General features: G+C 74.1%; 27 protein-coding genes. 14 read left to right on the top strand and 13 right to left on the bottom strand.

Translation table 11 applies throughout. The features are described from left to right. Positions 1 to 363 precede the first annotated feature (363 nt). From ACWEO5_RS32235 to ACWEO5_RS32220, 4 genes are all read right to left on the bottom strand, one after another. Positions 364 to 765, bottom strand: coding sequence for an NUDIX hydrolase (locus tag ACWEO5_RS32235; RefSeq protein ID WP_452165700.1), 402 nt, complete (start codon positions 763 to 765; stop codon positions 364 to 366). A 41-nt stretch (positions 766 to 806) separates the two neighbouring features. After that, positions 807 to 1,277: a CYTH domain-containing protein gene (locus ACWEO5_RS32230; RefSeq protein ID WP_452165699.1), complete on the bottom strand. Its 471-nt coding sequence runs from the start codon at positions 1,275 to 1,277 to the stop codon at positions 807 to 809. Positions 1,278 to 1,403: 126 nt separating this feature from the next. Next, complete coding sequence (locus tag ACWEO5_RS32225; protein ID WP_452165698.1) at positions 1,404 to 1,622, bottom strand: hypothetical protein; 219 nt, start codon at positions 1,620 to 1,622, stop codon at positions 1,404 to 1,406. 130 nt (positions 1,623 to 1,752) lie between these two features. After that, entirely contained in the window at positions 1,753 to 2,571 is an 819-nt protein-coding gene (locus tag ACWEO5_RS32220) for a methyltransferase domain-containing protein (RefSeq protein WP_452165697.1), read from the bottom strand. Between the two features lie 148 nt (positions 2,572 to 2,719). On the opposite strand from ACWEO5_RS32220, the gene ACWEO5_RS32215 reads away from it, so the two are divergent. The 4 genes from ACWEO5_RS32215 to ACWEO5_RS32200 all read left to right on the top strand — a co-directional run bounded on the left by ACWEO5_RS32215 (position 2,720) and on the right by ACWEO5_RS32200 (position 5,388). After that, a complete protein-coding gene (locus ACWEO5_RS32215; RefSeq protein ID WP_452165696.1) occupies positions 2,720 to 3,304 on the top strand; it encodes a pyridoxamine 5'-phosphate oxidase family protein in 585 nt (194 codons plus the stop codon). A gap of 83 nt (positions 3,305 to 3,387) precedes the next feature. Next, positions 3,388 to 4,083 (top strand): RibD family protein, encoded by a 696-nt coding sequence (locus tag ACWEO5_RS32210; RefSeq protein ID WP_452165695.1) that lies wholly within the window; start codon positions 3,388 to 3,390, stop codon positions 4,081 to 4,083. Continuing rightward, complete coding sequence (locus ACWEO5_RS32205) at positions 4,070 to 4,531, top strand: deaminase (protein WP_452165694.1); 462 nt, start codon at positions 4,070 to 4,072, stop codon at positions 4,529 to 4,531. The genes ACWEO5_RS32210 and ACWEO5_RS32205 overlap by 14 nt, the downstream gene beginning before the upstream one ends. 200 nt (positions 4,532 to 4,731) lie before the next feature. After that, positions 4,732 to 5,388, top strand: a complete 657-nt coding sequence (locus ACWEO5_RS32200) for an HAD-IA family hydrolase (protein ID WP_452165693.1) — start codon at positions 4,732 to 4,734, stop codon at positions 5,386 to 5,388. Positions 5,389 to 5,401: 13 nt separating this feature from the next. On the opposite strand, the gene ACWEO5_RS32195 is transcribed toward ACWEO5_RS32200, so the two are convergent. The 3 genes from ACWEO5_RS32195 to ACWEO5_RS32185 all read right to left on the bottom strand — a co-directional run bounded on the left by ACWEO5_RS32195 (position 5,402) and on the right by ACWEO5_RS32185 (position 8,249). Continuing rightward, positions 5,402 to 6,175, bottom strand: coding sequence for an alpha/beta hydrolase (locus tag ACWEO5_RS32195; protein WP_452165692.1), 774 nt, complete (start codon positions 6,173 to 6,175; stop codon positions 5,402 to 5,404). 107 nt (positions 6,176 to 6,282) lie between these two features. Next, positions 6,283 to 7,602 carry an MFS transporter gene (locus ACWEO5_RS32190; RefSeq protein ID WP_452165691.1) on the bottom strand — a complete coding sequence of 440 codons (1,320 nt, stop codon included), beginning with the start codon at positions 7,600 to 7,602 and terminating at the stop codon, positions 6,283 to 6,285. Positions 7,603 to 7,661: 59 nt separating this feature from the next. Beyond that, the gene (locus ACWEO5_RS32185) at positions 7,662 to 8,249 is read right to left on the bottom strand and encodes a TetR/AcrR family transcriptional regulator (protein ID WP_452165690.1); all 588 of its coding nucleotides are present in this window, start codon (positions 8,247 to 8,249) and stop codon (positions 7,662 to 7,664) included. A gap of 53 nt (positions 8,250 to 8,302) precedes the next feature. Between ACWEO5_RS32185 and ACWEO5_RS32180 the strand changes: the two genes are divergently transcribed. Further along, positions 8,303 to 8,890, top strand: coding sequence for a Uma2 family endonuclease (locus ACWEO5_RS32180; RefSeq protein WP_452165689.1), 588 nt, complete (start codon positions 8,303 to 8,305; stop codon positions 8,888 to 8,890). On the opposite strand, the gene ACWEO5_RS32175 is transcribed toward ACWEO5_RS32180, so the two are convergent. Next, entirely contained in the window at positions 8,862 to 9,530 is a 669-nt protein-coding gene (locus ACWEO5_RS32175; RefSeq protein ID WP_452165688.1) for a 2-phosphosulfolactate phosphatase, read from the bottom strand. The genes ACWEO5_RS32180 and ACWEO5_RS32175 overlap by 29 nt on opposite strands. A gap of 230 nt (positions 9,531 to 9,760) precedes the next feature. Here ACWEO5_RS32175 and ACWEO5_RS32170 point away from each other — a divergent pair, with 230 nt between their 5' ends. Together ACWEO5_RS32170 and ACWEO5_RS32165 are read left to right on the top strand one after the other, a co-directional pair. Further along, a complete protein-coding gene (locus ACWEO5_RS32170; RefSeq protein WP_452165687.1) occupies positions 9,761 to 10,030 on the top strand; it encodes a type II toxin-antitoxin system Phd/YefM family antitoxin in 270 nt (89 codons plus the stop codon). After that, entirely contained in the window at positions 10,023 to 10,286 is a 264-nt protein-coding gene (locus ACWEO5_RS32165) for a type II toxin-antitoxin system RelE family toxin (protein WP_452165686.1), read from the top strand. Before ACWEO5_RS32170 ends, ACWEO5_RS32165 begins: the two co-directional genes overlap by 8 nt. Before the next feature lie 133 nt (positions 10,287 to 10,419). Here ACWEO5_RS32165 and ychF read toward each other — a convergent pair whose 3' ends face one another. Then, a complete protein-coding gene (ychF, locus tag ACWEO5_RS32160) occupies positions 10,420 to 11,493 on the bottom strand; it encodes a redox-regulated ATPase YchF (RefSeq protein WP_452165685.1) in 1,074 nt (357 codons plus the stop codon). A gap of 343 nt (positions 11,494 to 11,836) precedes the next feature. On the opposite strand from ychF, the gene ACWEO5_RS32155 reads away from it, so the two are divergent. Further along, positions 11,837 to 12,274, top strand: coding sequence for a DUF6542 domain-containing protein (locus tag ACWEO5_RS32155; RefSeq protein ID WP_344553801.1), 438 nt, complete (start codon positions 11,837 to 11,839; stop codon positions 12,272 to 12,274). Between the two features lie 45 nt (positions 12,275 to 12,319). Here ACWEO5_RS32155 and ppgK read toward each other — a convergent pair whose 3' ends face one another. Then, positions 12,320 to 13,096 carry a polyphosphate--glucose phosphotransferase gene (gene ppgK, locus ACWEO5_RS32150; protein ID WP_452165684.1) on the bottom strand — a complete coding sequence of 259 codons (777 nt, stop codon included), beginning with the start codon at positions 13,094 to 13,096 and terminating at the stop codon, positions 12,320 to 12,322. A 153-nt stretch (positions 13,097 to 13,249) separates the two neighbouring features. Continuing rightward, positions 13,250 to 14,224, bottom strand: coding sequence for a 4-hydroxy-3-methylbut-2-enyl diphosphate reductase (locus ACWEO5_RS32145; RefSeq protein WP_344553803.1), 975 nt, complete (start codon positions 14,222 to 14,224; stop codon positions 13,250 to 13,252). Positions 14,225 to 14,298: 74 nt separating this feature from the next. Between ACWEO5_RS32145 and ACWEO5_RS32140 the strand changes: the two genes are divergently transcribed. From ACWEO5_RS32140 to ACWEO5_RS32130, 3 genes are all read left to right on the top strand, one after another. After that, complete coding sequence (locus ACWEO5_RS32140) at positions 14,299 to 15,645, top strand: APC family permease (RefSeq protein WP_452165683.1); 1,347 nt, start codon at positions 14,299 to 14,301, stop codon at positions 15,643 to 15,645. A 44-nt stretch (positions 15,646 to 15,689) separates the two neighbouring features. After that, positions 15,690 to 16,934 (top strand): exodeoxyribonuclease VII large subunit, encoded by a 1,245-nt coding sequence (gene xseA, locus ACWEO5_RS32135; protein WP_452165682.1) that lies wholly within the window; start codon positions 15,690 to 15,692, stop codon positions 16,932 to 16,934. A gap of 167 nt (positions 16,935 to 17,101) precedes the next feature. Further along, positions 17,102 to 17,770 carry an RNA polymerase sigma factor gene (locus ACWEO5_RS32130; RefSeq protein WP_452165681.1) on the top strand — a complete coding sequence of 223 codons (669 nt, stop codon included), beginning with the start codon at positions 17,102 to 17,104 and terminating at the stop codon, positions 17,768 to 17,770. On the opposite strand, the gene ACWEO5_RS32125 is transcribed toward ACWEO5_RS32130, so the two are convergent. Beyond that, on the bottom strand, positions 17,704 to 18,201 hold the full coding sequence (locus ACWEO5_RS32125; protein WP_452165680.1) for a GNAT family N-acetyltransferase: 498 nt from the start codon (positions 18,199 to 18,201) through the stop codon (positions 17,704 to 17,706). The two genes, ACWEO5_RS32130 and ACWEO5_RS32125, sit on opposite strands and share 67 nt — an antisense overlap. A gap of 72 nt (positions 18,202 to 18,273) precedes the next feature. Here ACWEO5_RS32125 and ACWEO5_RS32120 point away from each other — a divergent pair, with 72 nt between their 5' ends. After that, positions 18,274 to 18,513, top strand: a complete 240-nt coding sequence (locus ACWEO5_RS32120; RefSeq protein WP_452165679.1) for an exodeoxyribonuclease VII small subunit — start codon at positions 18,274 to 18,276, stop codon at positions 18,511 to 18,513. Positions 18,514 to 18,643: 130 nt separating this feature from the next. After that, positions 18,644 to 19,237 (top strand): malonic semialdehyde reductase, encoded by a 594-nt coding sequence (locus ACWEO5_RS32115; RefSeq protein WP_452165678.1) that lies wholly within the window; start codon positions 18,644 to 18,646, stop codon positions 19,235 to 19,237. Between the two features lie 118 nt (positions 19,238 to 19,355). Here the strand turns inward: ACWEO5_RS32115 and ACWEO5_RS32110 are convergent, their stop codons facing one another. After that, positions 19,356 to 19,883: a DUF4245 domain-containing protein gene (locus ACWEO5_RS32110; protein WP_452165677.1), complete on the bottom strand. Its 528-nt coding sequence runs from the start codon at positions 19,881 to 19,883 to the stop codon at positions 19,356 to 19,358. A gap of 193 nt (positions 19,884 to 20,076) precedes the next feature. Between ACWEO5_RS32110 and glpX the strand changes: the two genes are divergently transcribed. Beyond that, a complete protein-coding gene (gene glpX, locus ACWEO5_RS32105) occupies positions 20,077 to 21,117 on the top strand; it encodes a class II fructose-bisphosphatase (protein ID WP_344553812.1) in 1,041 nt (346 codons plus the stop codon). Positions 21,118 to 21,213 lie beyond the last annotated feature (96 nt).

The following is a 21,213-nucleotide window of genomic DNA, read 5'->3' as shown; positions in this document are numbered from 1 at the left end:
CCGCCGCCCGGCCGGCACCCCCGGCGGGACCGCCCGGGCGCCGCGCACCGCGCGCGGGCAGGCCGGACGCCTCGCGCTCTCCCCCGCCGCCACCCGGCTTCGCCACCTACGGGGCCTCCCGCCGCCACTGGGACGCCCCCGGCGGGTCGCCGGGGCGCGGGCCGCCGCCACGCCGTGCCGCCGCGGGCTCACGGATCGTGACGAATGCTGCCGAACTCTGCCATACCCAGGGAATCGCACTGCTATCCCGGCATACGGGTCGTCTGTCCGATTGGCGTACAGAACGGGCGTTCCGGCGTGCGGGGGACGGCGCGGGGCGGTAGCCCGCGGGGGATCGCGGGAGGCCGCCGGGGCCGTTCCGGGCTAGGGCAGGAGGCCGTCGCGGTGCAGGTCGTCGAAGAGGACCTGGTCGACCGGGGGGACGCGGTCGCGGTCGGCGTAGGAGAACCAGTCGACCTCCTCGATCTCGCTGCTGGCGGCGAGGGTGCCGGTGTAGTCGGCGGCGTAGCAGGCCATCCTGACGGTGGTGCCGGGGGCCTGGGCGTGCGCCTCGGCGTGGTAGGTGCCGACGTGGGTGACGGTGTCGGGGCGGATGGCGACGGTGAGTTCCTCGGCGACCTCGCGGACCAGGGTCTGCAGGTCGGTCTCGGCGCCCTCGCGCTTGCCGCCGGGGATGTAGAACACGTCCTTGCCCCGGGGGCGGGCGCACAGGATCCTGCCGCCCTCCAGCCGGACCCACGCCACCGTGTCGATCAGCTCTGCCATCGCCGTCCTCGTGCTCGTCGTGCCTCGCGGCCGACCCTACGTCAGGGGCGGGGCGGCCCGGCGGCGGTCGCCAGCTCCCGGTTCCCGTACTCGGGGCGGCCGGTGACCTCGGGGCCGAACCAGGGCGGCGGGACGAACGCGGCGGCCCGGCCGGGGTCGGCGAACTCGACCTCGACGGTGCGCAGTCCGGCCAGCCGGCCGCGGTAGGTGTCGACCACGGCCTCGTGCGGGCCGAGCGGGACGGTGCGGCGGGTCTTGTCGATCCGGGCGTGCTCGGTGGCGGGCCACAGGGCGGCGAACTGCCCGGCGTCCAACGGGGTCTCCCACTCGCCGCGGACCAGCCCGGTGCCGCGCTTGACGGTCAGCGTGCACGCCCCGTCCCGCCGCCTGATCCGGGCCTCGGCGCCGCCGGGGCCGGTCACCAGGTAGCCCTGGCGGACGTCGGACTCCGGCCCGTCGGGGACGGGCGCGCCGTCCGGGACGAGGAACTTGCGCTCGATCTCGACGCCCACCGGGCCTCCTCCGCATCCGTGCCGTCGGTCCGGGCCGCCGGGCCGCCGGGTCGGGCCGTCCGCCCGGACGGCGGCGGCGGCCGTGCCGGGGGCCACGGTACGCGGGCGGGGGCGGGCGGCGGGGGATCAGGCGGGCTCGGCGGGTCCGGCGGGGCGCGCGGGGTCGGCGGAGGGGGCGGGGTCCTCGGGCTCGACCCAGTAGAGCTGCTTGTGCCCGCGTGCCTCGAACTCGGCGGCCAGCGACTCGGCTTCGGCCCGGTCGAGGCCGCGGGCGAGCAGGAATCGGTTGCCGTTGTCGTCCTGGCGCATCACCCGGTGGGCGGCGGGACGCTGCTCGCGGTCCATGTCCACACGGTAGCGGTCCGACCCGGTGGGGGGCGGGTCGGACCGCCCGTCCGACCACCAGGCTGGACGGTGCGTGCTACCGGGCGGTACGCGTCCGGTCAACATCTCGTTAATCCGGGGGCGTGCCCAACTAGCTTACGCGAACCAGTAGTTCGCCGTGCAGCACGGCGAACCAGGCATCCGGGTCGGCCCCCCAGCGAGCCCAGCCGGCGGCGATCCGCTCCAGGTCGGCGGGGGTGGCCAGGCCCTCGGCCCGGGCGGTCTCGGCCAGCTTGGTGCGGGTGGTGCGCTCGGCCCAGCTCTCCGACCACCAGCCGCGCTCGGAATCGGTGGCGAAGGTCCAACTGCTGGACGAGGGAAGCAGATTGGCACCCGTGGCGTCGGCCAGACCGGCCGCCCGGGCCCAGGCCAGCAGACGGCGGCCCGCGTCGGGTTCGCCGCCGTTGACCCGGGCGACCTGCCGGTACAGGCCCAACCACTCGTCCAGCTCGGGCAGTTCGGGGTACCAGGTCATCGCGGCGTAGTCCGAGTCGCGGACCGCGATCACCCCGCCGGGGGCGGTGACCCGGCGCATCTCGCGCAGCGCGGCGACCGGGTCGGGCAGGTGCTGCAGCACCTGGTGGGCGTGCACCACGTCGAACGAGGCGTCGGCGTAGGGCAGTCGGTAGACGTCGGCGACCTCGTAGGACAGGTTCGCCAGCCCGCGTTCGGCGGCCAGCGCGGACGCCTCGGCCAGCACCCCGGCGACCGGCTCGATGCCGACCACCCGGCCGTCGGGCCCGACCAGTTCGGCCAGGTCGGCGGTGATCGTGCCGGGGCCGCAGCCGACATCCAACACCCGCTGGCCGGGGCGCAGTTCGGACAGCAGGTAGGCGGCGGAGTTGGCGGCGGTGCGGCTGCGGTGCGAGCGCAGGACGGCGCTGTGGTGGCCGTGGGTGTAGGCGGGCATGGCGGGACTCCCTCTCCCTCGAAGGCGGTTCCTCGTGGCTCCTCCAGCATAGGAAGGCGTTCCACTGTTCGGACAAACTTGTCTCACGTCGCAAGACCGATGCGCGATCACCTCGCCACCGGCACCCGGCGGGAGCAGAATCGTCCGCATGGGAAAGACCTATGAGCGGATCGACGCCAGGCTGCGCGCGTTCATCGAGAAGCAGCCCGTCTACTTCGTCGGCACCGCCCCGCTGGCCGCCGACGGATTCCTCAACCTGTCACCCAAGGGCCGCGCCGGGACCCTCGCCGTGATCGACGAACTGACCGTCGCCTACCTGGACTTCGGCGGCTCGCACGCCGAGACCATCGCCCACCTGCGGGAGAACGGCCGGATCATCCTGATGTGGTGCGCCTTCGAGGGCCCGCCCACCGTGCTGCGGGTGCACGGGCACGGCGAGCCGGTGTTCCGCGACGACCCGCGGTTCGCCGGCCTGCTCGCCCACTTCGACCCGGCCGCGGACGGCACCGCGCTGCGCGCGATCATCCTGGTCCGGGCCGAACGGGTCAGCGACTCCTGCGGGTTCGCCGTCCCGTTCATGGACTACAAGGAGGACCGGACGCTGCTCGCCGACTTCTTCGACCGCAAGGGCGAGGACCGGTTCAGCGAGTACTGCGAGGGCAAGGAGAACGTCGCCGTCAGCATCAACGGGCTGCCCGCCCTGCCGCTGCCGGTGCCGCCCCGGCCGTCCTGAGCCGCCCGGGCGGCCGCAGCCGTTGACGTGGGGACCGGCGTACGGTGGGAACCCCCGCCGTCCGCCGAAGCTGGAGCCCCGCCGTGCCCCGCCCCCACGTCCTGCTGAGCGCCGCGGTGTCGCTCGACGGCCACCTCGACGACGCCTCGCCCGAGCGGCTGCTGCTCTCCAACGCCGAGGACTTCGACCGGGTCGACGCGCTGCGCGCCGACAGCGACGCGATCCTGGTCGGCAGCGGGACGCTGCGTGCCGACAACCCGCGACTGCTGGTCAACTCGGCCGAACGGCGGGCCGGACGGGTGGCCGCCGGACGCCCCGCGTACCCGCTGAAGGTCGCCCTGAGCGCGAGCGGCCGACTGGACCCGGGGCTGAAGTTCTGGCACACCGGCGGCGCCAAGGTCGTCTACACCACCGACGCCACCGCCCCCGCGCTGCGCGCCGCGCTGGCCGGGGCCCCCGGCACCGAGGTGGTCGCGCTGGGCGCGGAGGTGCCGCTGGGCGCGGTGCTGGACGACCTGGGCGCGCGCGGGGTGGACCGGCTGATGGTCGAGGGCGGCGGCGGCGTGCACACCCGCTTCCTGGCCGAGGGCCTGGCCGACGAACTGCAGCTGGCCGTCGCCCCGCTACTGGTCGGCCAGGCCGACGCACCCCGCTTCCTCTCCCCCGCCGCGTACCCCGGCGGCCCGGCCCGGCGGATGCGGCTGCTGGAGGCACGTACGGTGGGGGACGTCGTCCTGCTGCGGTACGCCCCGAAGGAGTCCCCCGATGAGCACCGGTGAGCGCGAGCGCGATCTGCGGTGGCTGCGCCGCGCGATCGAGCTGTCCCGGCACTGCCCGCCGTCCACGACCGCCTTCTCGGTCGGCGCGGTGGTCGTCGGTGCGGACGGCGAGGTGCTGGCCGAGGGGTACAGCCGCGAGGTGGACGCCGTGAACCACGCCGAGGAGGCCGCGCTCGGCAAGCTGCCGGCCGGTGATCCGCGGCTGCGCACCGCCACCGTCTACTCGACCCTGGAGCCGTGCGGGCAGCGCGCCTCCCGCCCGCACCCCTGCGCCGAACTGATCATCGCGGCCGGGGTGCCGCGGGTGGTGGTGGCCTGGCGGGAGCCCGCGCTGTTCGTCGAGACCTGCCGGGGCACCGCGCTGCTGGAGGCCGCGGGCGTCGAGGTGGTGGAACTGCCGGAGCTCGCCACGGAGGCCCGGGCGGTCAACGCGCACCTGGTGGACTGAGCGGCCCCGGCCCCGGACCCGGACCCGGACCGGCTCCGGCCCGGGCCGTAGGCCGCGCGGCTCGGCCGGTGGGGCGGGCGACCCGGTGGGGCGGGCGACCCGGTGGGCCGGGCGGCTGCGGTGGGTTGGGCGGCTGCGGCGCCGGAGGTTTTGTACGCTTGTGGAACAAACACCCGTACGAGGACTCCCGAGGAGCCCCGATGCCCGTCCTCACCCCGCCGGTCCGGGCCGTCCTGCTCGACATGGACGGCACCCTGGTCAACTCCGACGCCGTGGTCGAGCGCTGCTGGCGCCGCTGGGCCGAGCGCAACGGCCTGGACGGCGACGAGGTGATGCGGGTCGCGCACGGGCGGCAGGGCCACCTGACCATGGGCCTGCTGCTGCCCGACCGCCCGGTGGAGCAGAACCTCGCCGAGAACGCGGTGATGCTCGACGAGGAGTCCTCCGACACCGACGGTGTGGTCGAAGTCCCGGGCGCGGCAAGGCTGGTGGCCTCGCTGGCCGGACTGCCGCACGCCCTGGTGACCTCCGCCGACGACCGGCTCACCCGGGTCCGGATGGCCGCCGCCGGCGTTCCGCTGCCGCCGCTGATGATCACCGCCGAGCAGGTCGGCGCCAGCAAGCCCGACCCGGAGGGCTTCCTCAAGGCCGCCGCCCAACTGGGCGTCGCCCCCGCCGAGTGCCTGGTCCTGGAGGACTCCGAGGCGGGCATCGCCGCCGCCCGGGCCGCCGGCATGCCGGTGCTCGGCATCGGCCCGCGCGCCGCCGTCCACCACCCCGACCACCATGTGGACGATCTCTCCGGCGTCTTCGTCAGCCGCGCCGAGGACGGCGCCCTGATCGTCGAACTCCCTTGATCTGAAGGTCAGTTCACGCTGCCCCCGGCTCTCGGCCGACGCCCTCCAGCAGCGCCGCCGCCACCCGCTCGCACTCCTCCGGATGCTCGCCCAGCCAGCGGCCGAGCAGGTGGTCGGCGCCCGGCAGGGTCAGCCTGGCGTACGCCGCCGCCGGACGGGTGCGCAGGGCGGCGTCCAGCGCCTCCGTCACCCCGGCCGGGATCACGCCGTCCGCCTCCGGCAGTACCAGCACCGCCCGGCCGCCGAAGGCCACCAGCGCCTCGAAGGCCGTACTGCTGCGCCAACTCCCCTCCTGGCGCAGAATTTTGGTGAACTCCAGCTTGGCGAAGGGGAGTTCGCTGACCTCACGGGCGTAGGCGGCGGGTGCGCAGAGGGCCACCGCCTCGGTGCGGACCGCGAGTTCGGGCATCCGCAACAGGTCAGCGACGGTCTGGCCGCTCATCGAGAAGCCGACCAGCAGCAGCGGCCCGGTCGGGGCGCACCGGTCCAGCACCGCCCGGGCCTGCCGGGCCCGGCGGGCCAGCGAGAGCTCCCCGAGGGCCCCGCTGCTCGCGCCGTGCCCGGCGAAGTCGAACACCACCGCGCGGCACCCGGCGGCCGCCAGCTCCCTTGCCAGCGGCAGGCAGCGGTGCCGGTCGCCGCTGCCCGCGCCGTGCATCAGCAGCGCCGTGAGCGGTCGGGCAGCAGCCGGCGCTGTCGGGGCGCCCGGCGCCGGGGCGGCCGGCTCGACCACGGTGCAGGCCAGGCGTTCGCCGTCCGCCTCGACGGTGGACTCGACGAAGTCCATGCGGGTGCTCCCTGGCGGTCGGCGGTCGGTCGGTGGAACGCGGGCGATCAGCGGGACAGCCGGGCGCCCGCGCGGGCGCCCCGTCGTTCCGTCGTCCGCCCAGGGTGTCACGCCCCGCCGACGGCGGGTTCGCGGTGCGCGGCGGCCCCGGCGCCGGGCAGTGCCGCGGCGGGCAGCAGGCCGAGGGCGGCGAGCGCGGCCAGCACGGGCAGGGCGCCGTGCGCGCCCGCTCCCGCTCCCGCTCCCGCGGCGGCCGCGATGCCCAGGGTCGGGCCGGTGTTCATCGCGGTCTGCTTCAGACCGCCGACCGTACCCGCGTACCCGGCCGGGGCGTCGCCCACCACGGTGCCGGTCGCCGTCACCATCACCGCCGCGAAACCCGTCCCCAGCAGCGCCGCCGCCACCGCCGTGGCGGGCACCGACCCGCCCCCGCCCCCCGGGCCGGCCAGCCCCACGATGCCCGCGACCAGCAGCGCCACCCCCGCCAGCGCCGTCCGCCGGGGCCCCTGGACGCGCAGCGCCCGCTCGGCCGCCGGGGCGCCCAGCACCATCAGCGCGGTCAGCGGCAGCATCCGCAGCGCCGCCCCCGACGGGCTCACGTGCAGGGCGTCCTGGAGCCGGAAGGTGGTGCTGAACAGGGTGCCGAACAGCCCCGCCGAGGCCGTCAGCAGCAGCACCAGCGAGGCCGCCACCGGCCGGGACGCCGCCACCGGACGCGGCACCACCGGGTTCGCGGCCCGCCGCTCGTGCGCCACCAGCACCGCGAACAGCCCCGTGGCGCCCGCCAGTTCAGCCGACGTCCCGCCCCAGCCGCGCTCCGGCACCCGGGAGAGCGCGTGCACCAGGACCGCCAGGGCCGCCGCCAGCAGGGCCGCGCCCGCCAGGTCGAGCCGCTGCCCGTCCGCGCTCGGCCGCCCGGGGTGTCCGGGGCGCAGGGCGAGCGTCATGGCGGCGATCAGGACGGCCGCCGGAACGTTGATCCAGAACACCGCGCGCCAGCCGAACGCCTCCACCAGCAGCCCGCCGAGCAGCGGGCCCGCGCCCGCCGCGACCGCGATCGCCCCCGTTCGGACCGCGATCGCCCGGCCGAGCCGCTCCGGCGGGCAGCACAGCCGCAGCAGCGCGAGCGTGCCGGGCTGCAGCAGCGCGCCGAACACGCCCTGGACGACCCGCAGGCCGACCACCCAGCCGAGGGTCGGGGCGAGCGCGATGCCCGCCGAGGCCGCGCCGAAGCCCAGCACGCCCGCCAGCAGCGTCGGGCGGTGGCCGTACCGGTCACCGAGCCGCCCGGCGAGCACCAGCAGGGCCGCGACGGCGACCAGGTAGCCGGTGCTCGTCCACTGCAACTGCCCAGTGGTGGAGTCGAGTTCGCGCTGCATGCCGGGCTGCGCCATCAGCAGCACCGTGCCGTCCAGGGCCACCAGCATGGCGGCCCCGGCACTCACCGGCAGCGCGAGGCGGCTCGCGCCGCGGCCCCCTCCGCGACTCACTCCGCAGCCCCGAGGTGCGCCCTCAGCGCCGCCTCCAGCAGCTCCTCCTCGCGGCCCTCCCCCAGCATCAGCCCCGTGCTCCCCCACTCCCGCAACTGCGCCAGCCCGTGCAGGTTCGCCCACAGCGCGGCCGTCGCCACCGGTGCCCGCCCGCCGTCTCCCGTGCACTCCCCCACCAGCCGTGCCAGCTCCTCGAACAGCGGCACCGTCGCCTCCCGCAACCGGGGCCCGGTCGGCTCCGCCCCGTCGCCGTTCAGCAGGTCGTGACGGAACATCAGCTCGTACATCCCGCGCCGCTCGGCGGCGTACGCCAGGTACACCCGGGCCAGCCCTTCCACCCGCGCCCGCGGATCGGGCTCCCGCACCGCCGCGAACCGCCCCGCCAGCTCCTCGAACCCGCGCCGGGCCACCGCCGACAGCAGCTCCCGGTGCGTCGCGAAGTACCGCCGGGGCGCCCCGTGCGACACCCCGGCCCGCCGCGCGATCTCCCGCAGCCCGACCGCCCCCGACCCCTCCGCCAGCACCAACTCGACCCCGGCGTCCACCAGGCGCTCCCGCAGGGGGCGCTCCGCTCCGTTCTCCATGGACACTGTCTACCAGCCACGAGTAGACAGTGTCTACCAGCTATTCTGAGGACATGACCTCACTACCCGACTGGATGCGCCCGCCGCGCGCGGAAGGCTGGTTCGCGGAGGATCTCGACCGCCTGCCCGAGGCGCCGCGGCACACGGAACTGATCGATGGAGCGCTCGTCTTCATGATGTCCCCGCAGCGGTCGTGGCACAGCCGTGTCGTCACCGCGCTCACCAACGCACTCGCCGCTCAGGCCCCCGCCGGGACCGAGGTCGAACGCGAGATGACCATCCGCCTGGACTCTCGCACCCGGCCCGAGCCCGACCTCCTGCTCGTCACCGTGCCGTTCGATCCGGACCGCACCTGGCACGATCCGGAGAACGTCCTGCTCGTCGTGGAGGTCGTCTCACCCGAATCCGCCCACCGCGATCGCACGGTGAAGCTCCGCAAGTACGCCGAGGCGGGCATCCCGCACTATTGGCTGATCGAGGACGAGGCCGGGGCCGCCGTGGCGCACGTCTACGAACTCGACATCCCCACCCGCGGCTACGTGCCGGTCGGCATCTTCCGCGGGGCGCTCTCCCTCCCCGCGCCGTTCCCCGTAACGATCGACCTCGACCGACTCACTCCCCGTGCGGGCGCAGCACCATGAGGCCGTCCTCCGCAGCGGCGGCCATCGCGAAGTCGAAGCGGTCGAGTTCCAGGCAGAGCCGGACGTCGTCCTCGTGCACGCCCTCCCGGACGCCCAGGGTCAGTTCGTCGGCCGCGGTGGAAGTAGCGGCACGGCGGAGGTAGGGGGCGGGGTCGGGGTCGGTGCCGGTGGCGCGCTGGGCGATGTACTGGGCGCAGGCGAGGTCCTCCTCGGCGCGGCCCTCCTCGCCGGTGACCACGAAGGTCACGTCGGGGCGGCCGCGCAGGGCGCGGGCGGTGGCCCCGGCCACCGCGAAGCTCGCGCAGAGCACCAGTTCGGCGCCCCGGACGGCGAGCGCGCCGACCGTTCCGGCGGTGGTCTTCTGCACGACGGTGCGGCCCGCGAGGTCGGTGCCGCGGATCCGGCCGGGCGAGTTGACGGCGTCGAAGCCGGGCGCGGGCGCCCCGTCCTTGAGCGTCACCCAGTGCGGGTGGCGCCCCTTCAACTCCAGCGCCGCGTCGAGCGATTCGGCGAGCACGATCCGTTCGGCCCCCTGCCCGAAGGCCCAGGCGGCCGTGGTGAAGGCGCGCATCACGTCGATGACGACGGCGACGGACGGGGTGGCGGTGAGTTCGCCGATGGCGAGGAAGCGGGTCTCCATGCCCGCCATGATCACCCGGGTCGGCCCACCCGGTCCCGGGGTTTTCCGCGTCCGGACGCGGCGAAGGGGCCGGCCCGGCGGGGGCGGCCCCTTCGGGGTGCGGCGGGTCAGACGTTGAAGCGGAACGTTCAACACAGGGCTGCGATCTACGAAAACGCGCGTCCGCGGCGAGGGCAGTCCGCCCGCTCGCGACGTTGTGTACACATGAGACACTCGGTACCTTTGAGCGCATGACGCAGCCTCTGCCCATAGAGTCCATTCGAGACGTGCGCGCACACCTCGCCGAGGTCGTGGAGCGCGCCGACCGCGATGACGTACCCACCGTGATCACGCGCCGCGGCAAGGAAGTGGCCGCCGTCGTCTCCATCGAGGTACTGCGCAAGTACCAGGAGTGGGAAGAGCGCGAGATCAATCGCGTCATCGACGAGCGCATGGCCAACCCGGTGCCCGGAATCCCGATCGAGGACATCATGAGGGAGACGCTGGCGCGCAGTGAGTGAGTACCGAACCGTCTTCCGCCCCGAGGCGCAGGCCGAACTTCGGAAGATCCCTCGCGGCACGGCGCTGCGCATCCTGGCCAAGCTGACCGAGTTGGAGACCGACCCTCTCGGTTTCAACACCACCGCACTCGTGTCCCAGCCCGAACGTCGCCGCTTGCGCGTCGGCGACTACCGCGTCGTCTACACGATCGACAACGGAGAACTGGTGGTCTGGGTTGTTCACGTGGGACACCGGTCCACGGTTTACGAGACCTGATCGCCGCCGACCTCGCGTCAGGATGTCCAGCACCCATCCAGCACGGTGACGACGAAGGGGTCGGACTCAGCGGAGTCCGACCCCTTCCGGCCTGCGCGTCTGACACGGCTGTCAACGTGCAGTGCGCACATGACTACACGTTGAAGCGGAACTCGACGACGTCGCCGTCCTGCATGACGTAGTCCTTGCCCTCGATGCGGGCCTTGCCCTTGGCGCGGGCCTCGGTGAGGGAGCCGGCGGCGACGAGGTCGTCGAAGGAGGTGACCTCGGCCTTGATGAAGCCCTTCTGGAAGTCGGTGTGGATGACACCGGCGGCCTCGGGGGCGGTGGCGCCCTTCTTGATGGTCCAGGCGCGGGTTTCCTTGGGGCCGGCGGTGAGGTAGGTCTGCAGGCCGAGGGTGGCGAAGCCGACCCGGGCGAGGGTGGCGAGGCCGGGCTCGTCCTGGCCCATGGACTGGAGGAGTTCGAGGGCCTCGTCGTCGTCGAGTTCGATCAGCTCGGACTCGATCTTGGCGTTGAGGAAGATGGCCTCGGCGGGGGCGACCAGGGCGCGCTGGGCGTCCTTGAAGTCCTCGTCGGAGAGGGCGTCCTCGTCGACGTTGAAGACGTAGAGGAACGGCTTCGAGGTCATCAGGTGCAGGTCGCGGACGGCGGTGGTGTCGAAGCCGGCCTCGAAGAGGGTCTTGCCGGTCTCCAGGACGGCCTGGGCGGCCTCGGCGGCGGCGAGCACCGGCGCGGTGTCCTTCTTGAGCCGGGCTTCCTTCTGGAGCCGGGGCAGCGCCTTCTCGATGGTCTGCAGGTCGGCGAGGATCAGCTCGGTGTGGATGGTCTCGATGTCGTCCTTGGGCGAGACCTTGCCGTCGACGTGGACCACGTCGGGGTCGGTGAAGGCCCGGACCACCTGGCAGATCGCGTTGGCCTCGCGGATGTTGGCGAGGAACTTGTTGCCCAGGCCCTCGCCCTCGCTGGCGCCGCGGACGATGCCGGCGATGTCGACGAAGTCGACGGTGGCCGGGAGGACGCGCTGCGAGCCGAAGATCTCGGCGAGCTTCTTCAGCCGCGGGTCGGGGACGCCGACGACGCCGACGTTCGGCTCGATGGTGGCGAACGGGTAGTTGGCCGCCAGCACGTCGTTCTTGGTCAGGGCGTTGAACAGGGTCGACTTGCCGACGTTCGGCAGGCCGACGATTCCGATCGTGAGCGACATGGAGAGTGGTGTCCCGGGGCTTGGAGGGCGTCGAGGTGGCCCGGTGCGGGCCGATCCCCCAGTCTACGGGGCGCGCGGGGGCGGGTCCCCGGCGCGGTGGGGACCCGGGAGCACGGCGGGGGCGCGCACCGGCCGGACACGGACAATTGGCCGGGGGCCATTACACACGGTGCCGATGATCAGACCGTACGTTGGTCGGGTGGAGCAGAGCATCCGTACCCAGCCGCCAGGGCCGAGAAGGCGACCGCCCGGGCGCGGCGCCGGCGAGGCCGCCGTTCCGGGGCAGAGCGGGCCCCCCGAGTCGCGGTTGCGGTCGGCGTCCGGCGCCCGGACCGGTCCGCAGGTGTTGAAGCGCGCGGTGCAGCGGCTGCTGGCGGCCCGGCAGCGGCGCGGCGGGAGCGGGCGGCCGGCCCGGCTGACGGCGGTGGGCACCGGGGTCGCGGCGGCGGCGGGTTCGCTGGCGTTCGCCGGGGTGGACCGGCTGCTGTTCGGCGGGCTCGGGGTGCTGTTCGGGCTCGGCTATCTGGTGGTGTGCTTCCAGCTGGCCGTGCGGGTGCGGTACTCGGACCTCCCGGCGGCGCCGATCTGCGGGCCGATCGCCTTCGCGGCGGCGCTGGTGCTGCTGCAGCCGGGCCCCGGGCAGGGCGTCACCGGCGAGGTGGTGGCGCTGGCCGGCGGGCTGGCGCTGCGGGCGGGCTGGCTGTTCGCCGGCACCGCCCTGGCGGCCGCGATCGTCACCGCGCGTTACGTGGCCCAGCGCCGGCGGCGCCGGGCCCGGTAGGCCCGCGCCCCGGCCGGAACACGCACCGGCCGGGGCGCCGGCCGGTCAGTCGCCGACCGGTGGCTGGGCGGCGGGCACGGTGGGCCGCTTGGCGGCCGCCATCGCCGCGCCGACGATGCCCGCGTCGTTGCGCAGTTCGGCCGGGACGACCTCGGCGCGGCGGTCCTTGAGCAGCGGCAGGAACTTCTCGTGCTTGCGGCTGACGCCGCCGCCGATGATGACCAGCTGCGGGGAGAACAGCATCTCGACCAGGTCGAGGTACTCGTCGACCCGCTCGGCCCACTGCGGCCAGCTGAGGTCGTGGCGCTCCTTGGCGGCGGAGGAGGCGCGCCGTTCGGCGTCCTTGCCGCGCAGTTCGAGGTGGCCGAGCTCGGTGTTGGGGACGAGGACGCCGTCGGAGAACAGGGCGCTGCCGATGCCGGTGCCGAAGGTGAGCAGCAGGACGACGCCGGGTCGGCCGTGCCCGGCGCCGTGGGTGACCTCGGCGATGCCGGCCGCGTCGGCGTCGTTGACCACGGTGGCGGGCAGGCCGAGGGCCGCGCTGAACCGGGCCTCGGCGTCCAGGCCGATCCAGCCCTTGTCGACGTTGGCGGCGGTCCTGGTGTGCCCGTCGACGACGACGCCGGGGAAGGTCAGGCCGACCGGCCCGCGGTGGTCGAAGTGCCGGACGACCTCGCAGACCGCGTCGATCACCTCGTCCGGGCCCGAGGGGTGCGGGGTGAGCACCTTGTGGCGCTCCTGGGCGAGCACGCCCTTGTCCAGGTCGACCGGTGCGCCCTTGATGCCCGAGCCGCCGATGTCCACGCCGAAGAACGTCGTCACTGCCGTCGCCTCCCGTACCGCCGGGGGCGTCCGCTGCCCGCCGGCCCTCGCACCAACGTACGGGGGGACGGGGGCCGCCGCAGCCCGTTCGGACGGACGGTGCCCGGTCCCGGCGGGCGGGACCGGGCACCCGGAGGGGCTCGCGGGTGCGGGTCAGACCTTGCCGGCGGCTTCGGCGCGCAGGTCGCGGCGGAGCTCCTTGGGGAGCGAGAAGGTGAGGTGCTCCTCGGCGGTCTTGACGATCCGGACGTCCTCGAAGCCGTGCCCGGCGAGCAGTTCGAGCACGCCGTCGACCAGGATCTCGGGCACCGAGGCGCCGCTGGTCAGGCCGACCGTGGTGACGCCCTCCAGCCAGGCCGGGTCGATCTCGTCGGCGAAGTCGACCAGGTGGGCGGCCTTGGCGCCGTACTCCAGGCCGACCTCGACCAGCCGGACCGAGTTGGAGGAGTTCTTGGAGCCGACCACGATCAGCAGGTCGGCCTCGGGGGCGAGCTGCTTGACCGCGACCTGGCGGTTCTGGGTGGCGTAGCAGATGTCGTCGCTGGGCGGGGAGACCAGCAGCGGGAAGCGCTGCTTGAGGGCGCCGACGGTCTCCATGGTCTCGTCCACCGAGAGGGTGGTCTGGGAGAGCCAGACCAGCTTGGACTCGTCGCGCACCTTCACGTTCGCGACGTCCTCGGCGCCGTCCACCAGGTGGATCCGCTCGGGGGCCTCGCCCATGGTGCCGACGACCTCCTCGTGGCCCTCGTGGCCGATCAGCAGGATGTCGTAGTCCTCGTCGGCGAACCGGCGGGCCTCCTTGTGCACCTTGGTGACCAGCGGGCAGGTGGCGTCGATGGTGGCGAGCTTGCCGGCCTCGGCCTCGTCGTGCACGGACGGGGCGACGCCGTGCGCCGAGAAGACCACGATCGAGCCCTCGGGCACCTCCTCCGTCTCGTCGACGAAGACCGCGCCCCGCTTCTCCAGGGTCTGCACGACGTACTTGTTGTGGACGATCTGCTTGCGGACGTAGATCGGCGCCCCGTACTGCTCCAGGGCCTTCTCCACGGCGATCACGGCGCGGTCGACGCCCGCGCAGTAGCCCCGGGGGGCGGCGAGCAGGACACGGCGCTGAGCGGTGGTCGACATGGCTCCATCGTACGGGCGAGTCCCGCGGGCCCGGACGCGCGTCGCCGCCGCCCGGGCGGGTGCGGGCCGGTGGAATGGCGAGGGTGAGCACACAGGCGAGCACGGCTGAGCTGCGGCGCACCCTCGGGGTGCGGGATCTGATGGTGTACGGGCTGCTGTTCATCGCCCCGATGGCGCCGGTCGGCGTGTTCGGCGTGCTGGACGCGAAGAGCCACGGCGCGGTGGCGGCGGTGTACCTGGTGGCGACGGTGGCGATGGGGTTCACCGCGCTGTCGTACGCCGAGATGGTGCGGGCGGTGCCGCGGGCCGGGTCGGTGTTCGCGTACGCGCGGGCCGGGCTGGGCGAGGGGCCGGGGTTCGTCGCCGGGTGGATGGCGATGCTCGACTACCTGCTGATCCCGGCAGTGGCGTACCTGTTCTCCGGGATCGCGCTGAACTCGCTGGTGCCGGACGTCTCGCGCTGGGTGTGGACGGTGCTGGCGGTGCTGGTCACCACCGCGCTGAACCTGGCCGGGGTGCGGACGGCCGCGGTGGTGGGGTTCGCGGTGCTGGCGATGGAGGTCGTGGTGCTGACGGTGTTCGTGGTCGCCGCGGTGGTGGTGCTGGTCCGGGACGGGGCGGCGCGCGACTGGGGCTCCCCGTTCGGGGGAGTCGGCGCGTTCTCGTTGACGGCGGTGCTGTCGGCGGTGTCGGTGGCGGTGCTCTCCTACCTCGGCTTCGACGCGATCGCCTCGTTCGTGGAGGAGGCGGTCGGCGCGTCCGCGGCGGTGGCCCGGGCGGTGCTGTGGTGCCTGGCGCTGGCCGGCCTGCTGTTCGTCGCGCAGACCTACCTGGCGGCGGTGCTGGAACCGACCTCCCCGCAGCAGTTGGCCGCCGACCCGGAGGCCCAGGGCTCCGCCTTCTACGACACCGTGGAAGCCTCGATCGGGCACTGGATGCACGTGCTGATCGCCGCCTCCAAGGCGATCGGGGCGGCGTTCGCGGCGCTGGCCGGGCAGGCCGCCGCCGGGCGGCTGGTGTTCGCGATGGGGCGGGAGGGGCGGCTGCCGCGGGTGCTGGGCGTCGTCGAGGAGCGGACGGCGGTGCCCCGGCGGGCGCTGCTGACCGCGGCGGTGATCACCCTGGTGGCAGCGGTCTGGGCGGCCGGCCGGGACGACGGCCTGGACCAGCTCACCTCGGTGGTCAACGTCGGCGCGCTCACCGCGTTCGTGCTGCTGCACGCCTCGGTGGTGGGCTGGTACGTGGTGCGCGGCGGCTCCCGGGACTGGCTGCGGCACGGGGTGGTGCCGCTGCTGGGCGTCGCGGTGCTGGTCGCGGTGCTGGTGGAGGCCTCGCACCCGGCGCAGGTGGTGGGGGCGGTGTGGCTGGGGGTGGGGCTGGTGGTGCTGTTCGCGCAGCGCGGACGGGGGCGCGGGGCGTGAAACCGCGCCCCCGGTCTGTCTCGCTCTGGGGCTAGCCTCGGGGGATGGCCAATGCGAGCAGTCCGGAAGCGCCCCTGCCGGTGGGGAAGGTGTCGGCGTTGATCGGGGGGTGGGTCGATCGGCTGGGCGAGGTGTGGGTGGAGGGGCAGATCGCGCAGTTGAACCGGCGGCCGGGGGCGGGGATGGTGTTCCTGACGCTGCGTGACCCGGAGCGGGACGTCTCGTTGACGGTGACGTGTTTCCGGCAGGTGTTCGAGCAGGTCGCGGACGCGGTGCAGGAGGGGGCCCGGGTGATCGTCCGGGCGAAGCCGGAGTGGTACGCGGCGCGCGGCACGCTGTCGCTCCGGGCGTCCGAGCTGCGGCTGGTCGGGCTGGGCGAACTGCTCGCCCGGCTGGAGCAGTTGAAGCGTCGGCTGTTCGCCGAGGGCCTGTTCGAGGACGCCCGGAAGAAGCGGTTGCCGTTCCTGCCGGGCTGCGTGGGCCTGGTGACCGGCCGCGGTTCGGCGGCCGAGCGGGACGTGCTGGAGAACGCCCGGCGGCGCTGGCCCGCGGTGCGCTTCGAGGTGCGCAACGTGCCGGTGCAGGGCCCGCAGGCGGTGGGGCGGGTGTGCGCGGCGGTGCGGGAGCTGGACGCGCTGCCGGAGGTCGAGGTGATCGTGGTGGCCCGCGGCGGCGGCAGCGTGGAGGACCTGCTGCCGTTCTCCGACGAGGAGTTGGTGCGGACGGTCGCGGCGGCCCGGACGCCGGTGGTGAGCGCGATCGGGCACGAGCCGGACCAGCCGCTGCTCGACTTCGTCGCGGACTTCCGGGCGTCCACGCCGACCGACGCGGCGAAGCGGGTGGTGCCGGACGTGGGCGAGGAGCTGACCCGGGTGCGGCAGTTGCGGGACCAGGCGCGGCGGACCGTGCTGCACCGGGTGGAGCGGGAGTCGGCGGGCCTGGCGGCGGTGCGCAGCCGTCCGGCGCTGGCGGCGCCGGGCGAGGCGGTGGCGGCCCGCGGCGCCGAGGTGGAGGCGCTGCTGGAGCGGGCCCGGCGGGTGCTCGGGCACCGGCTGGACCACGCGCAGACCGACCTGGGGCACGCGCTGGCCCGGGTGGAGGCGCTGTCGCCGCTGGCCACCCTGCGGCGCGGGTACGCGGTGCTGCAGAAGGCGGACGGCACGGTGCTGACCGACCCGGGGGAGGTCGCGGACGGGGAGGCGCTGCGGGCCCGGGTGGCGGGCGGGTCGTTCGGGGTCCGGGCGGAGACCGGGGCGCGGGCCGAGACCGGGGGCCCGAGCGGGGACTGACCGTCCGTCGACAATCCGGTACCGGCTCGCGGAATTGCCCGCGAGCCCCCTCCGCACGGGAATTCAGCGGAATGCACGTTGCTTTCCCGTGAACTGCTTGCACCGGGTCGGACCGGGTCATAGTGTGACGGGCCTTCCCTTTTCCGGCACTTTCCGGAGGTTTTGGCATGGACGTCACCCCGTCGGGCAGACCGGCGGTGACGCCCGCGCTGATCGAGGCCGCCAAGTCCGGGAACCGCGACGCCTGGGCGGACATCTACCGGTGCTACCACGGCGCGCTGCTGGCGTTCCTGCTGCGCCGCACCGGCAGCCGACCGCTGGCCGAGGACCTGGCCCAGGACACTTTCGTCCGCGCGATGGCGGGAATTCGCGGTTTCCACTGGACCGGCACGGATCTCGGCGCGTGGATGTTCACCATCGCCCGCAATGTGCTGCTGGACCACGAGAAACGCCGTTCCACCCGCCGGGAGTCGGCGGTGGCGGCGGTCGCCGACCACGATTCGGGGGTGCGGGTGGAGGAATCGGTGATCGCGGCGGCCGAGGCGGAGCGGGTGGGCGCGGCGCTGTCGGTGCTGAACGAGCGGCAGCGGTCGGTGCTGCGGCTGCGGTACTGGGACGGGCTGAGCTCGGTGGAGATCGCCGACCGGATCGGGCTGCGGGTGGGCGCGGTGAAGACGCTGACGTACCGGGCCCGGCTGAATCTGCGGCGCACGCTGGCGCAGGACGCGCCGCCGGTCCGGCGGGCGGCGGGGGCGGCCCGGGCCGCGGGTCAGCCGGCGGGCGGGCGCTGCCGGGAGAGCGGCGTGGAGTGCCCCCGGAAGCCGAGGCTGCGGTAGAGCGCCTGGCCGTCCTCGGTGGCGTGCAGGTCGACCCGGGTGGCGCCGCGCGCGTCGAACCAGCCGAGCAGGGCCGCCAGGCAGGCCCGGGCGTGGCCGCGGCCACGCTGCTCGGGGCGGGTGCAGACGTTGAAGACGAAGCCGAACAGGCCGTCGGGGTGGCCGGGGGCGGGCAGCCGCTGCTCCAGGGTGCCGACGGCGCAGCTGAGCAGCCGTCCGGGCCGCTCCGGGTCGTCGACCACGTACGCCTGCAACCGGCGCTCCGGCTCGGCGAGTCGGCGCACCAGCAGGTCGGCGGCGGGGCGCCGCCAGGAGCCGGCGCGGACCTCCCCGTGCATGGCCTCGAACATCAGCGAGCGGAGTTCCACCAGCTCCTCCGCGTCCGCGGGGACGGCCGGGCGGGCGGTGGTCGAGGGTCGTGGGGTGCTCATGGACCGCAGGGTAGGGCGCGGCCCGGGGCGGGGCGCAACGGGTTTGTCGGGGCCGGCGCCTACCCTGGCGGCATGGCAGATCAGCAGGGGCAGCACGGGGCGGGCCCGCGGGAGTCGCTCGGCTACGAGCAGGCGCGGGACGAACTGCTGCAGGTGGTGCGGCAGTTGGAGACCGGCGGGACGACGCTGGAGGAGTCGCTGGCGCTCTGGGAGCGCGGCGAGGAGCTGGCGAAGGTCTGCCAGCGCTGGCTGGACGGCGCCCGGGCCCGGCTGGACGCGGCGATGGCGGCCGAGGAGTCCGCCGAGGAGTGACCGGGCAGTTGTTGTGATGTACATCACACAGCGTCAGGGAATGGTTTAAGTTTCACCGAAGTTGGACCAGATCGTGCGGCCCCGCCGCCGAACCGACCCCGGTCCCCAGCTTTGAGGTAGGACACAGACCATGACCCTGGCACTCGACGCCGCCGCCCAGGACCTGCTCTTCCGTGAGGCCCGCACCGCCAACACCTTCTCGGACGAGCCCGTCAGCGACGAGCAGGTCCAGGCGATCTACGACCTGGTGAAGTTCGGCCCGACCGCCTTCAACCAGCAGCCGCTGCGCATCGTCCTGGTCCGTTCCGAGGAGGGCCGCGCCCGCCTCGTGCAGCACATGGCCGACGGCAACAAGGCCAAGACCTCCGGCGCCCCGCTGGTCGCCATCCTGGCCGCCGACAACGAGTTCCACGAGGAGCTCCCCAGCCAGCTGCCGCACTTCCCGCAGGCGAAGGACATGTTCTTCTCCGAGCGCCCGGTCCGCGAGGCCTCCGCCACCCTGAACGGCGCCCTGCAGGCCGCCTACTTCATCATCGGCGTCCGCGCCGCCGGCCTGGCCGCCGGCCCGATGACCGGCTACGACGCCGAGGGCATCAACAAGGAGTTCTTCGGCAACGGCGAGCACTCGGTGCTGGCCGTGGTCAACATCGGCAAGCCGGGCGAGGACGCCTGGTTCCCGCGCAGCCCGCGCCTGGCCTACGACGAGGTCGTCACCACCGTCTGATCCCCGGACGCCCCGCGTGAGCGCGAAGGCCCCCGCCGTTCCCGGCGGGGGCCTTCTCCACGCCCCGGCGCGCGCCGCGCCGGGGCCGTTCCAGGGGCCAGGGGCCCGCTCCAGGGGCCTACTTCAGGCTCTCGGCGAGCTGCGCGAGCTCCTCGTACGAGGCGGTGCCGGTGAGCACCGTGGTGCCCCCGTCACCCGCCGGGCGGACCAGCGCCCGGTAGTGGTCGCCCTGCACCCGCTGCCACTCCTGGCCGGCCACCGTCGCGGTGCCGTCCGGCTTCCCGCCCGGGACGTTGCGCTGCACCACGTCCGCGGACTTGCCGTCGGCCTGCTCGACCGCCGCGTACTGGCCGGAGGCGGTGTTCAGGCCCAGGTGCCAGGCGGCGCGGCTGTCGTCGTTCCTGCCGTAGGTCACCGAGGTGGCCGTCCAGCCCGCCGGGAGCGGCTCGGGCCCGAGCAGCGGGTACGGCGCGGCCCGCTTCGCCGAGGCGAGCTCGACCTGGTACGGCACCGCGTGCACGCCGCCCTTGCCGTCCGCGCTGGGGATCGAGAAGTACGCGACCACCACCACGACGCCGACCGCCGCCATCGACAGGACCATGTCCCGTACCGTCTGACGGCCCCTCTTGCTGCTGTTGCCTGCCACCCGCCCATGGTAGGCGGCGCTTACGCGGGCGCCGCGCACCGGTGTGCCGGTCGGTGCCGGTAAGGGGCGGGCGAGGCGGGCGCCACAGACACCCGTTCCACCTGCCGATACGATCGCAGCACCCTCAACGCAGCACCGGTGACGCAGCGCGTCCCGGCGCTGTCTGGCCGTCGCGTACAGAGAGGTAACGACGATGACCACGCAGTACCCGCACCACCTCCCCTCCGCTCTGGAGGTCGCTCCGGAAGCGCCCGACCGCAACCTCGCCCTCGAACTGGTCCGGGTCACCGAGGCCGCCGCGATGGCGGCCGGCCGCTGGGTCGGCCGGGGCGACAAGAACGGCGCCGACGGCGCGGCCGTGAAGGCGATGCGCACCCTCGTCTCCACCGTCTCGATGAACGGCATCGTCGTCATCGGCGAGGGCGAGAAGGACGAGGCCCCGATGCTCTACAACGGCGAGCGGGTCGGTGACGGCACCGGCGCCGAGTGCGACGTCGCCGTCGACCCGGTGGACGGCACCACCCTGACCGCCAAGGGCATGAACAACGCCGTCGCGGTCCTCGCGGTCGCCGACCGCGGCACCATGTTCGACCCCAGCGCGGTCTTCTACATGGACAAGCTGGTCTGCGGCCCCGAGGCCGCCGACTACGTCGACATCACCGCCCCGCCCGCGGTCAACATCCGCCGGGTCGCCAAGGCGAAGGGCTCCGCGGTCGAGGACGTCACCGTCGTCGTGCTGGACCGGCCCCGGCACGAGGACCTGGTCCGGGAGATCCGCGAGGCCGGCGCCCGGATCAAGTTCATCTCGGACGGCGACGTGGCCGGCGCGATCATGGCCGCCCGCGAGGAGACCGGCGTCGACCTGCTGATGGGCGTCGGCGGCACCCCCGAGGGCATCATCGCCGCCTGCGCGATGAAGTGCATGGGCGGCGTCATCCAGGGCCGGCTGTGGCCCAAGGACGCGGCGGAGCGGCAGAAGGCGCTGGACGCCGGGCACGACCTGGACCGCGTCCTGACCACGGACGACCTGGTCAGCGGCGAGAACGTGTTCTTCGTCGCGACCGGCATCACCGACGGCGAACTGCTGCGCGGCGTCCACTACCGCCAGGAGACCGCCACCACCTCGTCGCTGGTCATGCGCTCCAAGAGCGGGACGATCCGGCGGATCGACTCCACGCACAAGCTCGCCAAGCTGCGGGCGTACAGCGCGATCGACTTCGACCGGGCGAACTAGCTGTTCTGACCATGGAGGTTGGTGACGGGGTTCACGGTGTGGTGATCTTGAAATGAGTGAGGGCCTTCTGGCCTGGTGTGGATTGCGACATCTGCA

It is taken from the genome of Kitasatospora sp. NPDC004272 (genome assembly GCF_053603035.1).
This window is presented reverse-complemented; position numbering and strand designations above follow the sequence as displayed.

Excerpts from the sequence above, each read along its gene's own strand:
- ACWEO5_RS32235 (WP_452165700.1), bottom strand. The coding sequence starts at position 765 with ATGGCAGAGCTGATCGACACGGTGGCGTGGGTCCGGCTGGAGGGCGGC.
- ACWEO5_RS32225 (WP_452165698.1), bottom strand. The coding sequence starts at position 1,622 with ATGGACCGCGAGCAGCGTCCCGCCGCCCACCGGGTGATGCGCCAGGAC.
- ACWEO5_RS32220 (WP_452165697.1), bottom strand. The coding sequence starts at position 2,571 with ATGCCCGCCTACACCCACGGCCACCACAGCGCCGTCCTGCGCTCGCAC.
- ACWEO5_RS32215 (WP_452165696.1), top strand. The coding sequence starts at position 2,720 with ATGGGAAAGACCTATGAGCGGATCGACGCCAGGCTGCGCGCGTTCATC.
- ACWEO5_RS32205 (WP_452165694.1), top strand. The coding sequence starts at position 4,070 with ATGAGCACCGGTGAGCGCGAGCGCGATCTGCGGTGGCTGCGCCGCGCG.
- ACWEO5_RS32200 (WP_452165693.1), top strand. The coding sequence starts at position 4,732 with ATGCCCGTCCTCACCCCGCCGGTCCGGGCCGTCCTGCTCGACATGGAC.
- ACWEO5_RS32195 (WP_452165692.1), bottom strand. The coding sequence starts at position 6,175 with ATGGACTTCGTCGAGTCCACCGTCGAGGCGGACGGCGAACGCCTGGCC.
- ACWEO5_RS32190 (WP_452165691.1), bottom strand. The coding sequence starts at position 7,602 with ATGCTGGTGGCCCTGGACGGCACGGTGCTGCTGATGGCGCAGCCCGGC.
- ACWEO5_RS32185 (WP_452165690.1), bottom strand. The coding sequence starts at position 8,249 with ATGGAGAACGGAGCGGAGCGCCCCCTGCGGGAGCGCCTGGTGGACGCC.
- ACWEO5_RS32180 (WP_452165689.1), top strand. The coding sequence starts at position 8,303 with ATGACCTCACTACCCGACTGGATGCGCCCGCCGCGCGCGGAAGGCTGG.
- ACWEO5_RS32175 (WP_452165688.1), bottom strand. The coding sequence starts at position 9,530 with ATGGAGACCCGCTTCCTCGCCATCGGCGAACTCACCGCCACCCCGTCC.
- ACWEO5_RS32170 (WP_452165687.1), top strand. The coding sequence starts at position 9,761 with ATGACGCAGCCTCTGCCCATAGAGTCCATTCGAGACGTGCGCGCACAC.
- ychF (WP_452165685.1), bottom strand. The coding sequence starts at position 11,493 with ATGTCGCTCACGATCGGAATCGTCGGCCTGCCGAACGTCGGCAAGTCG.
- ACWEO5_RS32145 (WP_344553803.1), bottom strand. The coding sequence starts at position 14,224 with ATGTCGACCACCGCTCAGCGCCGTGTCCTGCTCGCCGCCCCCCGGGGC.
- ACWEO5_RS32140 (WP_452165683.1), top strand. The coding sequence starts at position 14,299 with ATGGCGAGGGTGAGCACACAGGCGAGCACGGCTGAGCTGCGGCGCACC.
- xseA (WP_452165682.1), top strand. The coding sequence starts at position 15,690 with ATGGCCAATGCGAGCAGTCCGGAAGCGCCCCTGCCGGTGGGGAAGGTG.
- ACWEO5_RS32130 (WP_452165681.1), top strand. The coding sequence starts at position 17,102 with ATGGACGTCACCCCGTCGGGCAGACCGGCGGTGACGCCCGCGCTGATC.
- ACWEO5_RS32125 (WP_452165680.1), bottom strand. The coding sequence starts at position 18,201 with ATGAGCACCCCACGACCCTCGACCACCGCCCGCCCGGCCGTCCCCGCG.
- ACWEO5_RS32120 (WP_452165679.1), top strand. The coding sequence starts at position 18,274 with ATGGCAGATCAGCAGGGGCAGCACGGGGCGGGCCCGCGGGAGTCGCTC.
- ACWEO5_RS32115 (WP_452165678.1), top strand. The coding sequence starts at position 18,644 with ATGACCCTGGCACTCGACGCCGCCGCCCAGGACCTGCTCTTCCGTGAG.
- glpX (WP_344553812.1), top strand. The coding sequence starts at position 20,077 with ATGACCACGCAGTACCCGCACCACCTCCCCTCCGCTCTGGAGGTCGCT.